Here is a 13429-nt window from a genome sequence, read left to right as displayed (position 1 = left end):
CGCCCCCGGAAATCGCCTGCCGAGCGGCGCCGTCAGGGCTAGCCTGCAAAGTGATCCGCACCCCTCGGCACAGGAGCGCCCCCATGAGCACTGAAGTCCCCAGGATCGACCGGCGCCGTCTGCTCGGCGCCGCCGCAGCCGGCGCCGTGGCGGCGCCACTTCTCACCGGTTCGGCGGGAGCCTCGACCGAGCAGGTCTCACCGCTCAGCGGTGGTGAGGCGGTCAGAACCGGCGCCGAGCGAGCCGCCGGCGACGGCTGGTCGGTGCTCTCGGGCGACCGGGTCGGCATCATCACCAACCCCACCGGCGTGCTCCGCAACCTGCGCAACATCGTCGACGAGATGCACGAGTCCGGGGCGGTCCAGATCGCCGGCGTCTTCGGTCCGGAGCACGGCTTCCGCGGCACGGCTCAGGCGGGCGGCTCGGAGGGCACCTTCGTCGACGAGCGCACCGGGCTGACCGTCTACGACTCCTACGGCGCCAACGTCGCGAAGATGACCGAGCTCTTCACGACCGCCGATGTCGAGACCGTCGTCTTCGACATCCAGGACGTCGGCTCCCGGTTCTACACCTACATCTGGACGATGTGGACGGCGATGCAGGCAGCCGTCGCGACCGACAAGCGCTTCGTGGTCCTCGACCGCCCCAACCCCGTGGGCGGGACGGCCCGCGGACCGATGATGACCGCGGCGTACACCTCGGGCGTCGGCGCCCGCGAGATCGTCCAGCAGCACGGGATGTCGGTCGGCGAGCTGGCCCGGTTCTTCGATGGCGAGTTCCTCGAGGAGCACGCCGGCGGGCGGCTGGCGCAGCTCGACATCGTCCAGGTCTCCGGATGGCGGAGGCGGACGTTGTACGCCGACACCGGGCTCGACTTCATCCTGCCGAGCCCCAACATGCCGACCCCCGACACCGCGCTGGCCTACCCCGGCACCTGCATGTTCGAGGGCACCAACCTCTCCGAGGGGCGTGGCACCACCAAGCCGTTCGAGCTGATCGGGGCGCCGTTCGTCGACCACCGCTGGGCCGCGACGCTCGAGGAGGCGAACCTGCCCGGCGTGACGTTCCGCGAGGCGTACTTCAACCCCTCGGTCAACAAGTTCGCCGGCCAGGTCTGCGGCGGGGTGCAGGTCACGATCCAGGACCGCGACCGTTTCGACCCCGTCCGCACCGGCGTCGAGATGCTGGTCGCCGCCAAGGCCCTCTACCCCGAGTTCGCCTGGCGCCAGGACTCCTGGGACACCGCCCGGCCGTTCTGGATCGACAAGCTCACCGGTTCGACGAGGCTGCGTACGCAGATCGACGCCGGCGCCACCGGCGACGAGGTCGAGGCGGCCTGGCAAGACGAGCTGGCCGACTTCGACGCGACCCGTCGCCAGTACCTGCTCTACCGCTGACCTCGCCCACCCGGCGAGGTCAGCGGAGGTCAGCGGAGCGCGGAGGTGGCGGCTGCGAGGGCGGTGACGCGGTCCCAGTCGCCGGAGGCGAGCACGTCGGCAGGGGTGAGCCAGGAGCCGCCGACGCAGCCGACGTTGGCCAGAGCGAGATAGCTGGGGGCGTTGGCGAGCGAGATGCCGCCGGTCGGGCAGAAGCGGGCGTCGGGGAGCACGGAGGGCAGCGAGCCCAGGTACTTGGCGCCGCCGGAGGCCTCGGCCGGGAAGAACTTCATCGCGGTGTGGCCGGTCTCGAGCACTGCGATGGCCTCGGAGACGGTGGCCGTGCCGGGCAGGAACGGCAGACCGGTGTCGCGCATCGCGCCGAGCAGCGTCGGGGTGGCACCCGGCGAGACCAGGAACTGGGCGCCGGCCGCGGCGGCCTCCTTGGCGAGCAAGGGAGTGGTCACGGTGCCGGCGCCGATCAGGACCTCCGGCACCTCCTCGGCGATCGCCCGGATCGCGTCGAGCGCCACCGGCGTACGCAGGGTCAGCTCGACCACGGGCACGCCACCCTCGGCGAGGGCACGGGCCACGGGAACCGCCTGGTCGAGGGTGTCGACGACGACGACCGGGATCACCGGGGAGAGGTCGAGCAGGTCGGCGGAGGTGAGGTCAGACATGAACGGGGGTCTCCTGAGGCGTTGCGAACTGGAAGACGGAGGCGCCGGTGTCGGCGGAGCCGACGGTGGCACGGAAGGCGCCGAAGAGCTCACGGCCGGTGCCGCGCCACTCGGCGTCGAGCGGTGCCCGGCCGGTGGTGGGGCGGTGCGCGAACTCGTCGGCGTCGACCCCGATGCTCAGGGTGCCGGCGACGGCATCGACGGTGATCAGGTCACCGTCCTGCACGCGGGCGAGCGGTCCGCCGAGCGCAGCCTCGGGGGTGAGGTGGATGGCCGCGGGCACCTTCCCCGACGCACCGGACATCCGGCCGTCGGTGACGATGGCGACGTGCTGGCCGCGGTCCTGCATCACCCCGAGAGCAGGGGTGAGCTTGTGCAGCTCGGGCATGCCGTTGGCGGCTGGGCCCTGGTAGCGCAGCACCGCGACGAAGTCACGGCCGTCGAGGCGCTTCTCGGAGAAGGCGGTGAGGAAGTCGGCCTGGTCGTCGAAGACGATCGCGGGCGCGGAGACCACCTGGTGCTCGGGCGCGACCGCCGAGGTCTTGATGACAGCGGTGCCGAGCTCGCCGGTGAGCACCCGCAGACCACCATCGGGTGAGAACGGGTCGTCGGCCGGGCGCAGCACGTCGAGGTCGCCGGAGATCGGGGCGCCCTCGACGAACTCGATCTCGCCGTCGCGGGTGAGCCGCGACTCCTGGGTGTAGGCCGACAGCCCCGGGCCCAGGATCGTGGTGACGTCCTCGTGGAGCAACCCGGCCTCGAGCAGCGTACGGACCAGGAAGCTGACGCCGCCGGCCGCGTGGAAGTGGTTCACGTCCGCGGAGCCGTTGGGGTACATCCGGCTGATCGACGGGACCACCGGCGACAAGTCGGAGATGTCGGCCCAGGTCAGCTGGATCCCGGCGGCGCGGGCGATCGCGACCAGGTGAAGAGTGTGGTTGGTGCTCCCGCCGGAGGCGAGGAGGGCGACACACGCGTTGATGATCGACTTCTCGTCGATCATCTCGCCGACGCCCGGACCGCCGGTGAGCGCCAGCTCGGTGGCACGCGCGGCGGCGGCACGGTTGAGCGCGGCCCGCAGCAGGGTGTCCGGCGAGGCGAACGAGGAGCCCGGCAGGTGCAGGCCGAGCACCTCCATCAGCAGCTGGTTGGAGTTGGCGGTGCCGTAGAAGGTGCAGGTGCCGCGGGAGTGGTAGCTGGCGGCCTCGGCCTCGAGCAGCTCCTCGCGGGTGGCCTCGCCCGCTGCGTACCGCTGCCGGACACGGGCCTTCTCCTTGTTGGGGAGCCCCGAGGACATCGGGCCGGCCGGCACGAAGACGGTCGGCAGGTGACCGAACGAGAGGGCACCGATCAGGAGGCCGGGCACGATCTTGTCGCACACGCCGAGCATCAGCGCGGCGTCGAACATGTCGTGCGAGAGGGCGATCCCGGCCGACATCGCGATCACGTCGCGGGAGAAGAGGGAGACCTGCATCCCGTCGCGGCCCTGGGTGATGCCGTCGCACATCGCGGGTACGCCGCCGGCGACCTGCGCCAGTCCACCGGCGCGCATGACCGCGGCCTTGAGGAGCGGCGGGTACGTCTCGTAGGGCGCGTGCGCGGAAAGCATGTCGTTGTAGGAGGTCACGATCGCGACGTTGGGCTTCGCCGCGGGGGTGACCACCTTGAGCTCGGCCTTCGTCGGCGCGGTGGAGGCCGCGAAGCCGTGGGCCAGGTTGCTGCACGCGAGCCGGCCGCGGGCGGGCCCGGTCGCGCGGGCGGAGGCGATGCGGGCCAGGTAGTCGGCCCGCGTGGCTGCGGAACGCTCGATGAGACGCGCGGTGACGTCAGCGACGGTGGGGGATACGGCAGTCACGGGTCCTCCAAAAGACAGTGTGCTTTCGCACACCTTTGCATGATCTTTGGATCGATACAAGTAAATCTTTGGTACACGAAAGACATAAGAGGCGTACGCTTCACCCCATGCCCGAGATGACAACCGCCGCCGACGTCCTCGCTCTGGTGCGCTCCGGACGCGCCCTGACCCGCAGCGATCTGCAGAAGACGACCGGTCTGTCGCGTACGGCTGTGGTCTCTCGCGTCTCGGCCCTCGTCGACGCCGGACTGATCCTCACTGGGGAGGAGCTCGCCTCCACCGGCGGCCGGCCGCCGGGCTCGCTCACCTTCAACGCGGACGCCGGGGTGGTGCTGGCGGTGGCGATCGGGCGCTCCCGCAGCCAGCTCGCCGTCTTCGATCTCGACGGCCGCGAGCTGGCCGGCGACACCCGTGACCACGAGGTCGGCATCGCCGCCGATGACCTCATGCCCGACGTGACCGACCGGCTCGAGCGGCTCCTGGAGGGCATCGAGCCGCCCGTGCTCGGCGTCGGGATGAGCCTGCCCGGCGTCGTCGACCCCGTCCGCCTGGTCTCGGTCGACTCACCGGTGATGCGGGGCTGGGACGGGGTCGCGCTCGACCCCTACTTCGACCGGCTCACCGACGGACCGCTGGTGCTCGTCAACGACACCGACGCCCTGGCCACGGCCGAGCTCTTCGGCAGCGGGCTGCACCCGAATGATGCGCTCGTCGTGAAGGCGTCGACCGGTCTAGGCCTGGCGGTCATCGCCGACGGCCGGGTGCTGCGCGGCCACGCCGGTGCCGTCGGCGAGATCGGCCACACCCGGGTCGAGTCCGCCGGCGAGCGCCCCTGCCGATGCGGGGCCACTGGGTGCCTGGAGACGGTTGCGGCCGGCTGGGCGCTGACCCAGGGTCTGGTCGACTCAGGCGTCTCCGCCGGCCACATCCGCGACCTGGTCGCCGCCGCGCTCGCCGGCGACGCCATCGCCCGCGGCCTGCTGCGCGAGGCCGGTCGCCAGCTCGGCGAGGTGCTGGCGATCGCGATCAACCTGCTCAACCCCGAGGTCGTCGTCATCGGTGGTGACATGGCCGGTGCCTTCGACCTCTACACCGCAGGCGTACGCGAGACCGTCTACTCGCGCTCGACCGCGCTGGCCACGCGCGACCTGACCTTCGTCCCGTCCACCCACGCCGACTCCACCGGCATGGTCGGCTGTGCCGCGGTGGTCATCAACCACCTGCTCTCGCCCGAGCGGCTCGATGCCCACCTCGAAGCCGTCGCGAAATGACCCCTACTTCGCTCCGACGGTGAAGGCTACTTCGACCTCGGCGTAGACCGAGATGTCGTCGGGATCGAAGGCCAGATCGGGTGCACCCGAGCCCGCCTTCCGGGCTCCGGCGGGGGCCATCTCCATGTCCATCGCCGACGCGTACGTCACCTCGCGGCTGACGCCGACATCGTTGATGCTCCGGACCGCGACCGGGCCGAGGTCGAGCGCATCGGCGTAGTCCTGTGCGCGCACCTTGGCCTGGCGCACCGCCTCCTGACGTACGTCACGCTCGACCTTCAGACGGCTCTCCTTGGTCAGCTGCCACGAGACGTGGTCGACCCGTAGACCTTCGTTGCCCGCGGTGCGCCCGACCCATGTCGCCAGCGCCTTGAAGTCGACGAACTCCGCCCAGAGACCGACCGTGGCGCGGTGCACCAGCGGCAGCTGCTTGCCGTCCTTGTGCCAGGGCCGCTCGGCCGAGGTGCGCGCCCGCTGGATGACGAGCCTCTTGATCGCGCCCTCCTGCTCGAGCCGCTCGAGCTCCGTACGCACTCCGTGCAGCCCACGCCGCAGCTGCTCCATCACCGGCTCCGGCGCGGGACCGTCGAACCGGATCTCGGCGGACACCACCCCTCGTTCCGGCGCCACCTCCACAGTGTGCGACCCGCGCACCTTGATCAGGACTTCGCTCATGCCAAGAAACGTACGCCCGACGTCCTATCCTCACCACGTGAATGCAACCAGCCGCCTGCGCCAGATGACCGGACGCGACCCGCACGAGGAGCATCGGGCCGCGACTCCCTTGGAGCTGCTCTTCGACCTCACCTTCGTCGTGGCCTTCGGCATGAGCGGCAACGAGCTGGCCCATCAGCTCGCGGAAGGCCACGTCGTAGCGGGGATCGTGGCGTTCTGCTTCGCCTCGTTCGCGATCTGCTGGGCGTGGATCAACTACTCCTGGATGGCCTCGGCGTACGACACCGACGACTGGGCGTTCCGGCTGCTCACGATGCTGCAGATGGTCGGCGTGATCATCATGGCCCTCGGCCTGCCGGAGATGTTCGAGAGCGTCCACGAGGGCGACCAGCTCCACAACGAGATCATGATCGCCGGGTACGTCGTGATGCGGGTCGCGCTCTGCGGCCAGTGGCTGCGCGCTTGGCGCCAGGACCCGGGCCGGCGCGGGGCACACCGGGTCTACCTCGTGTCCGTCCTCAGCTCGCAGGTGCTCTGGTGCGTCATCGCCATCCTGCCGCTCGACGTGGCGACGGCGTTCGCCGCGATGATGGTGCCCCTGGTGATCGAGCTGGTCGGGCCGTTCATCGCCGAGCGTCGCGTCGGTGGCACTCCCTGGCACGCCGACCACATCGCCGAGCGCTATGGCCTGTTGACGATCATCACCCTCGGCGAGGGCGTGATCGGCACCGTCGCGGTGATGTCCGCCATCGTCCACGAGCCCGAGCTGGGCTGGAGCCTCGACGCGATCCTGCTGCTCGCCGCCGGTATCGGCCTGACCTTCGGCCAGTGGTGGACCTACTTCACGATCCCCTGGGCCACCATGCTCGAGCGGCGCCGCGACCGCTCGTTCCTGTGGGGCTACGGCCACATCCTGCTCTTCGCCGCGATTGCGGCCACCGGAGCCGGCCTGCACGTCGCCGCCTACCTGCTCGAGCACGAATCCAAGCTCGGCGAGGTCGGCACGGTCCTCTCCGTCGCGCTCCCGGTCGGGGTGTACGCCTTGGTCCTCTACCTCCTCTACAACATGTTCATGCACGTCATCGACCCGTTCCACATCCTCCTGGTCGCCCTCACCATGACCGTGCTCGTCGCGAGCGTCGCGATGGCGATCGCGGGCGTGCCGGTGTCGTGGTGCCTCGTCGTCGTGGCTCTGGCTCCGGTGGTCACCATCGTCGGCTACGAGGTCGTCGGCCATCGCCACCTGGCCCAGCACCTCGACGCCCTCTGATTCACGCCTCAAATGAGTAAGTGCCCCACGCTCGAGAGCGCGGGGCACTTGCCGTTGGAGGACATCAGGGCTTCGGGTCGGGGCCGGGCTCGCCGTCCTCGGACTCCTCGACCTCGTCGATCTGCTCGGCCGTGACGGTGTGCTCGTCGTCGCCGGCCGCCAGGATGCCGTAGAGCTTGCGCCGGGTGTCGGCGAGGACGTCGGCGGCGGCCTGGCGCTGGGCGTCAGTGCCGGAGGTGGCGAGCTGCCACACGGCCGGGAGGACCTGGGCGAGCTCGCCGCCGAGGACTCCGAATCCGGCCAGGTCACCCAGACCACCGGGACCACCACGGCCGCCGCGACCCTGGCCGCGGGCGTTGTCGACGGCCTTGTCGAACGGCGTCCAGACAGCTGCCAGCTCGTCGGCGTGCTCGGTGGCGTAGGTCTTGCCGGCCTCGGTCAGCCGGATCGCCCGGCGGCCGTGCTCGTCGTCGGACTCCACGAGACCCTCGTCCTCGAGCTGCTGGATGGTCGGGTAGACCGAGCCGGGGCTCGGCCGCCACTCACCCGAGCTGCGCTCGGAGATCTGCTGGATCACCTGGTAGCCGTTGATCACCTGGGCCTGCTCGGCCGCTTCGGCCATCACGTAGATGATCGCGGAGCGTACGTCACCACGACGGACCCGGGGACCGGGCCGCTGCGGGGGCTGGTTCTCGAAGCCGAGAAGCGCGGCGATCCACGGCGGCGGACCAGCGGGTCCACGACCGCGACCGTGGTGGCCGCCCTGCCAACCGGGACCGCCAGGTCCGCCCCAACCGGGACCACCCTGCCAGCCATGGGAGCGGCGTGGGCCGCCCTTGCCGAACTCTCGACCCATCTGGTCGATCCACTCACCCCAAGGGTTGCTGTTGTTGTACGTCATCAGGTTTCTCACTTACTTTCGGAAGACTAGATCGCGTTCCTTCGCGATATATCGTGATCTTACGCCGACAATCAGAGCGATTCAAGTCAAAAGCAAGGGAGCCCCCGAAGATCCGGGGGCTCCCTGAGTCAGACCCTGAGGGTCGTGAGTGCGATCAGACGCCGGGCGTCGGCGGCGGCGTCGGGTTCTGAGCGGTCGGCGCAGCAGGCGTACGCACGCCATCGCGCTCAGCCTGGAGCCGCTCGAGCTCCCGGGCGGCAGCCTCGCGACCACCGAGACCGAAGGCGAGTGCCGCGGCAAGGGCACCACCGACGACCACGGCACCGAAGCCGAGGTTGATGATCGAGTCGGCCAGGCCCATGAACTTCAGCCCGATCGCGACGAACAGCGCGATCGTGGCGTACTTCAGGATCTGCGAGGCCGCGCCGGAGACCAGCCTGGCGATGGTCGTCGCGATGAAGAAGCCGGCAGCGATGATCGCCGCACCGAAGATGACCTTGCCGCCCAGCTCGAGCACCTCGCTGATGAAGGCGGTGATCTGCGGGAAGTCAAGCATCTGCGCGGCCATCACGGCGAAGAACAGCACGATGCCGATCTGCACGATCTTGGTGACCGCCGGGGTGGCGCTCCTGTCGGCGGGGAGCACGTCCATCGAGTGCAGCGCCCGGTCCAGGCCGAGGCCGTCGATGATGCCACCGAGCAGCTCGGCAGCGAAGCGAGCGATGAAGACGCCGATCGCGAGCAGGATGCCCGCGGCGATGATCTTCGGGATGGCCGCCAGGATCATGTCGAGCATGCCGGTCGCCGGGTCGGAGATCGACCGGATGCCGAGGATCTGCAGGGCGGCGATCGCGACCACGATCATGATCATCGAGTAGAGGACCAGGCCGATGACCTTGACGATCTGGTGACCCTGCGAGGCACCCGCGGGAGTCGCGGATCCCGGCGGAGCGGTCTCGGGCGCCTGACCCGACACTCGGGTTCGGTTCGGGTCGACCCCGACCGTGGCGTCCATCGTGTCGCTCGCCTTGCGAGCGCCGTCACCGAGCCAACGGTCCCACGGCAGCGCCCCGAGTGCGGTCTCGACGAGCTGGCGCACCACCTTGGCGAGCAGCGCACCGACGATGAACACGAAGATGGCCCCGATGAGGTTCGGCAGGAACCCGAGGATCCCGTCGAGCAGACCCTGGATCGGCGAGAGCACCTGCGAGAGCCCAAAGAGCTGCAGCAGCGCAATCAGACCGAATAGCCAGACGAGTAGGGCTGCCACCGAGCCGAGGCTCGCGCCGATGCTGTCACCGTCCGAGCCGGCCTTCTGGAGCGCTCCGATCTTCGAGGTCAGCTTCTTGAACGCCCACGCGACGATCTTGGCAATGATCCACGTGACGACGAGGATGGCGATGGCGGCAAGCACCTTGCCACCGAGACCCACCCAGTCGATGTCCTTCAAGGCATCCATGTATCTCTCCCCCTATGCGGGTATTGGATTCAGGGTGCCTGGGAATCGACGCGCAGTCCCGAGTGGCGCACGCAACAGGCACCTCTGCTCTAGAGACGTTTACCCAGCGAGGCCCAAGACGCAAGTTTGCCGCTCCAACGGACGCAAAATGCGTCAACCTTTACGAAAAGCCCACACCCAGAGCCTGCTACATCCCCGCAGCGGACGTACCCGTATTTACCGTTGCTTATGCGACGCGTCAGGCGACCAACCAGGCCGCGTACGCATCGAAGGAGTAGGGCCGTCCGAGGAAGTCGGCGACCAGGTCGGCGGCGTCCTTCTCACCACCGCGGGCGAGCACGAGATCGCGGTAGCGCCCTGCCACATCGGGGTCGAACAGGTTGTCCCGGTCGAAGGCGCTGAAGAGGTCCTTCGCGATGACCAGCGACCACATGTAGGTGTAGTAGGCCGAGGAGTAGCCGCCGAGGTGGCCGAAGTTGGCGAAGAAGTGGGTGCCCTCGAGGTAGGGGTAGGGAGAGTACGCCGCCTGGAGCTCCTCGAGCCGCTTGGTCAGGTCGTCGGGCTGCTCCTTGTGGAACCAGTAGGAGATCGCGGCGTAGAACATCTGCTGCCGTGCGTGGTAGCCCTTGCCGAAGTCGTCCGCGGCCCGCATCCGGGCGACCAGATCGGCCGGGATCGGCTCGCCGGCCGCGTTGATGGCGAAGGTCTGGAGTACGTCGGCGTCCCAGGCCCACTCCTCGAGCATCTGGCTCGGCGCCTCGACGAAGTCCCACTCCGTCGCGACCCCGGAGAACCGCGCCCACTCGCCCTGTCCTCCCAGCACGTGGTGGATCAGGTGGCCGAACTCGTGGAAGAGCGTCACCACGTGGTCGTGCTCCATCAGACCGCGGGAGAAGTTGCAGACCAGCACGCCCTCGGGGAGCTGCCGGCCCTTCACGCCGGGTGCCAGGTCGAACTGCGCGGCGTGCTTGTACTTGCCCTCGCGGGGGTGCAGGTCGAGATGGATCCGGCCGAGGGGCTCGTCGCCGTCCCGCTGGTAGACGTCGAAGACGCTCACGTCCTCGTGCCAGGTGACGACGTCGGAGACCGGCTCATAGCGCAGCCCGAAGAGCCGCCCGGTGACGTCCAGCAGCCCCTGGTGCACCTTCGCGAAGTCGAAGAAAGTACGCACCACCTGGCTGTCGACGTCGTACTTCTCCTGCCGCACCAGCTCCTCGTAGTAGAGCGCGTCGGCGGAGGAGACCGCGCTGGCCCCGGGGACGTCCCGGGCGTAGCGGTCGAGGAGCACCTCGAGGTCGCGCTTCATCCGCCCCTCGGAGGCGCCGGCGATCTTGTCGATGAACTCCGGGATCGCCGGCCCCTCGCCGATCATCTTCACCGCGGCGTCGAAGGCGGGCCAGTCCTCGTAGCCGACCAGGTTGGCCAGCTCGTGACGCAGCGCGAACATCTCCTTCAGAACCGCTTCGTTGTGCGGCCAGCCGCGCTCGAGCCCGGCCACCGTGACGGCGCGACGGATCGCGGGATCCTTCACGAACATCCGGGCGGGGAGCGCGTCCGGGTAGTCGGTGGTGATCTCCACGAGCCCCTTGTCGTTGACCGGGTGCGCCTCCAGCCAGTCGGCCGGCATCCCGTCCAGCTGTTCGGGCGTGGCCGTGGTGATGCGTACGTCGTCCCGGGCCACCCGGGCGAACTCGAGGTTGAGCTCGGTGAGCCGTTCGTTGATCTCGGTGAGCCGGGCCCGGGTGGCGTCGTCACGGTCGACGCCCGCGCGGGTGAAGTCCAGCAGCGTCTTCTCCAGGAGCCGCTTGGCCAGCGGGTCGAGAGCGTCCGTCTGGTCGGTGGGAAGGTCCGCGAAGACGCGGTAGAGCGCCTGGTCCTGCGTCAGCTCGGTGCGCAGCCGGTCGACCTCGACCTCGGTGTCCTCGCACGCCGTACGGACCGCTTCGACGGGGTGCACGTTGGCGAGCAGGCCGGCCAGGCCGCCGAGCGAGCCGAGCTCGAGGGACAGCTCGTCCCAGGCCTTCAGCACCTCGATCGCCTCGCTCGGCGGCGCGGTCCGCAGCTTCTCGGCCAGCTCCCGAACGTGGGTCAGCGTCGCGGACGTACGCTCCTTGACCCAGCTCTCCGCGGCTTCGGTCTCGGGCAGGGCAAGCGGCTCTGGCGTCATGCGGCAAGCCTGCCACGACCTGAAACGCTTCGCCGCCGAGATTCAGCGAAGCGTCGGATCAGGTCCGGGTGCTCACTCCTCGAACCTACGCGGGTCCGGGAAGCGGTGAACCTCCTGCGGCCAGTCGAGGCAGACCGCCACCCGGCCGGCCCAGTAGCGGGCTGCCTCGTCATCGGCCACGTCGATGACGGTGAAGCCGCCGATGTGCTCCTTGGTCTCGACGTAGGGACCGTCGGTGAAGACGGCATCTCCGTTCTCCGCCTCCACGCTGAAGAGGGCGGTCGAGGCGTCGATCCCGCCGTTGGCGTAGACGAAGACCCCGGCGGCCTTCATCTCGTCGAGCACTGCCTTCGAGGCGATGCTCTTCTGCCGCAGCTGCTCCATGGTGTGCTCGGCCACCCACTCGTCGTTGAACGCGATCATGTACTCGGGCATTCGCTCAGTCTCCTCGTCTCCGGGCGGTCCGGTGACCGCCACTCACTACTTCTACGAACGCAGCTGTGCCGATCCGACAGGGTCAGGCGAAATATCTTCAGCTTCGTCCGAGCTGGTCCCGGCGCCTGGTCAGCAGCGCGACCTCGGCGGCGTTCTCGGCGAGCTCGATGGCCTTGTCGTACGCCGCGCGGGACTCGCCGCTGCGGCCGAGGCGGCGCAGCAGATCGGCTCGGGTGGCATGGAACGCGTGGTAGTCGTCCAGGCCGAGCCGGTCGATCTCGGCCAGCGCGACTTCGGGCCCGTCCAGCTCGGCGACGGCGATCGCGCGGTTGAGCCGGACGATCGGTGAGCCGTCGACCCGGATCATCTGGTCGTAGAGCGCGACGATCTGGGACCAGTCGGTGTCGCGGGCGTCGCGCACCGAGGTGTGCACGGCGTTGATGGCGGCCAGGATCTGGTAACGCCCCGGACGCGGGCCGCCGTTCGCGACGACCTCGAGCCGCTCGCGCACCAGCGCGTGGCCCTCGACGATCAGCGCGAGATCCCACGAGCCGCGGTCCTGCTCATCGAGCCGGACCAGTTCTCCGGTCGCCGAGATCCGTGCCGTACGCCGCGCCTCGATCAGCAGCATCAGGGCCAGCAGGCCGACGACCTCGCCGTCGTCGGGGAGCAGCGCGCGGACCAGGCGGGTCAGCCGGATGGCCTCGAGGGTCAGGTCGCCGCGTACGGGATTCTCGTGGTCGCCGGAGGAGAGATAGCCCTCGTTGAAGACCAGGAAGAGGACTGCCAGGACGCCCGTGACGCGCTCGGGGAGGTCGGCCGCCTCGGGGACCCGGTAAGGGATGTGGGCGGCCTTGATCTTGGTCTTCGCGCGGGTGATCCGCTGGCCCATCGTGGTCTCCTGGACCAGGAAGGCGTTCGCGATCTCGGGCACGGTCAGGCCGCCGACCATACGCAGCGTCAGCGCGATCCGCGCCTCGGGCGCGAGCGCGGGGTGGCAGCAGGTGAACAGCAGTCGGAGCCGGTCGTCCTCGATGGCGCCGAGAGGCTCGTGCGGGGTGTCATCGTGCATCGCAACGGCCTCCTTCTGCTTGTCGTCACGTTTGGACTCGCGGCGGATCCGGTCGATCGCGCGGCGGTTGGCGGTGGTGGTGAGCCACGCGCCCGGGTTCGGGGGTACGCCATCGAGCGGCCAGCGCTCGACTGCGACCGTGAACGCCTCGGCCGCGGCTTCCTCGGCGATGTCGAGGTCGCCGAAGCGCTTGGCGAGGCTGGCGACCACCCGTGCCCACTCCCCCTGGTGGGCTCGGGTGATCGCCTCGTCGATATCGGTCAACAGC

The 13429-nt window shown here is 69.4% G+C and carries 11 protein-coding genes; 3 read left to right on the top strand and 8 right to left on the bottom strand.

What is annotated here, in order from left to right:
* Positions 1 to 83: 83 nt before the first annotated feature.
* Positions 84 to 1397 (top strand): DUF1343 domain-containing protein, encoded by a 1314-nt coding sequence (locus tag AB0F44_RS11680; RefSeq protein WP_357355529.1) that lies wholly within the window; start codon positions 84 to 86, stop codon positions 1395 to 1397.
* A 29-nt stretch (positions 1398 to 1426) separates the two neighbouring features.
* On the opposite strand, the gene eda is transcribed toward AB0F44_RS11680, so the two are convergent.
* Both eda and edd read right to left on the bottom strand, forming a co-directional pair.
* Complete coding sequence (gene eda, locus AB0F44_RS11675) at positions 1427 to 2056, bottom strand: bifunctional 4-hydroxy-2-oxoglutarate aldolase/2-dehydro-3-deoxy-phosphogluconate aldolase (protein ID WP_357355527.1); 630 nt, start codon at positions 2054 to 2056, stop codon at positions 1427 to 1429.
* A complete protein-coding gene (gene edd / locus AB0F44_RS11670; protein WP_357355525.1) occupies positions 2049 to 3911 on the bottom strand; it encodes a phosphogluconate dehydratase in 1863 nt (620 codons plus the stop codon). The genes eda and edd overlap by 8 nt, the downstream gene beginning before the upstream one ends.
* A gap of 107 nt (positions 3912 to 4018) precedes the next feature.
* Here edd and AB0F44_RS11665 point away from each other — a divergent pair, with 107 nt between their 5' ends.
* Positions 4019 to 5182, top strand: coding sequence for an ROK family protein (locus tag AB0F44_RS11665; protein ID WP_350662966.1), 1164 nt, complete (start codon positions 4019 to 4021; stop codon positions 5180 to 5182).
* A gap of 3 nt (positions 5183 to 5185) precedes the next feature.
* On the opposite strand, the gene AB0F44_RS11660 is transcribed toward AB0F44_RS11665, so the two are convergent.
* The gene (locus AB0F44_RS11660; protein ID WP_357355523.1) at positions 5186 to 5857 is read right to left on the bottom strand and encodes an SIMPL domain-containing protein; all 672 of its coding nucleotides are present in this window, start codon (positions 5855 to 5857) and stop codon (positions 5186 to 5188) included.
* Between the two features lie 37 nt (positions 5858 to 5894).
* On the opposite strand from AB0F44_RS11660, the gene AB0F44_RS11655 reads away from it, so the two are divergent.
* Positions 5895 to 7127: a low temperature requirement protein A gene (locus AB0F44_RS11655; RefSeq protein ID WP_357355521.1), complete on the top strand. Its 1233-nt coding sequence runs from the start codon at positions 5895 to 5897 to the stop codon at positions 7125 to 7127.
* A gap of 64 nt (positions 7128 to 7191) precedes the next feature.
* On the opposite strand, the gene AB0F44_RS11650 is transcribed toward AB0F44_RS11655, so the two are convergent.
* From AB0F44_RS11650 to AB0F44_RS11630, 5 genes are all read right to left on the bottom strand, one after another.
* Positions 7192 to 8028 carry a PadR family transcriptional regulator gene (locus AB0F44_RS11650; protein WP_357355519.1) on the bottom strand — a complete coding sequence of 279 codons (837 nt, stop codon included), beginning with the start codon at positions 8026 to 8028 and terminating at the stop codon, positions 7192 to 7194.
* 154 nt (positions 8029 to 8182) lie between these two features.
* Positions 8183 to 9487, bottom strand: coding sequence for a mechanosensitive ion channel (locus AB0F44_RS11645; RefSeq protein ID WP_357355517.1), 1305 nt, complete (start codon positions 9485 to 9487; stop codon positions 8183 to 8185).
* Between the two features lie 238 nt (positions 9488 to 9725).
* A complete protein-coding gene (locus AB0F44_RS11640; RefSeq protein ID WP_357355516.1) occupies positions 9726 to 11654 on the bottom strand; it encodes a M3 family metallopeptidase in 1929 nt (642 codons plus the stop codon).
* A gap of 72 nt (positions 11655 to 11726) precedes the next feature.
* Positions 11727 to 12089 (bottom strand): YciI family protein, encoded by a 363-nt coding sequence (locus tag AB0F44_RS11635; protein WP_357355514.1) that lies wholly within the window; start codon positions 12087 to 12089, stop codon positions 11727 to 11729.
* Between the two features lie 97 nt (positions 12090 to 12186).
* Positions 12187 to 13425, bottom strand: coding sequence for an RNA polymerase sigma factor (locus tag AB0F44_RS11630; protein WP_357355512.1), 1239 nt, complete (start codon positions 13423 to 13425; stop codon positions 12187 to 12189).
* Between the last annotated feature and the right edge of the window lie 4 nt (positions 13426 to 13429).

Source organism: Nocardioides sp. NPDC023903 (genome assembly GCF_040639295.1).
Classification (GTDB): domain Bacteria; phylum Actinomycetota; class Actinomycetes; order Propionibacteriales; family Nocardioidaceae; genus Nocardioides.
This window is presented reverse-complemented; position numbering and strand designations above follow the sequence as displayed.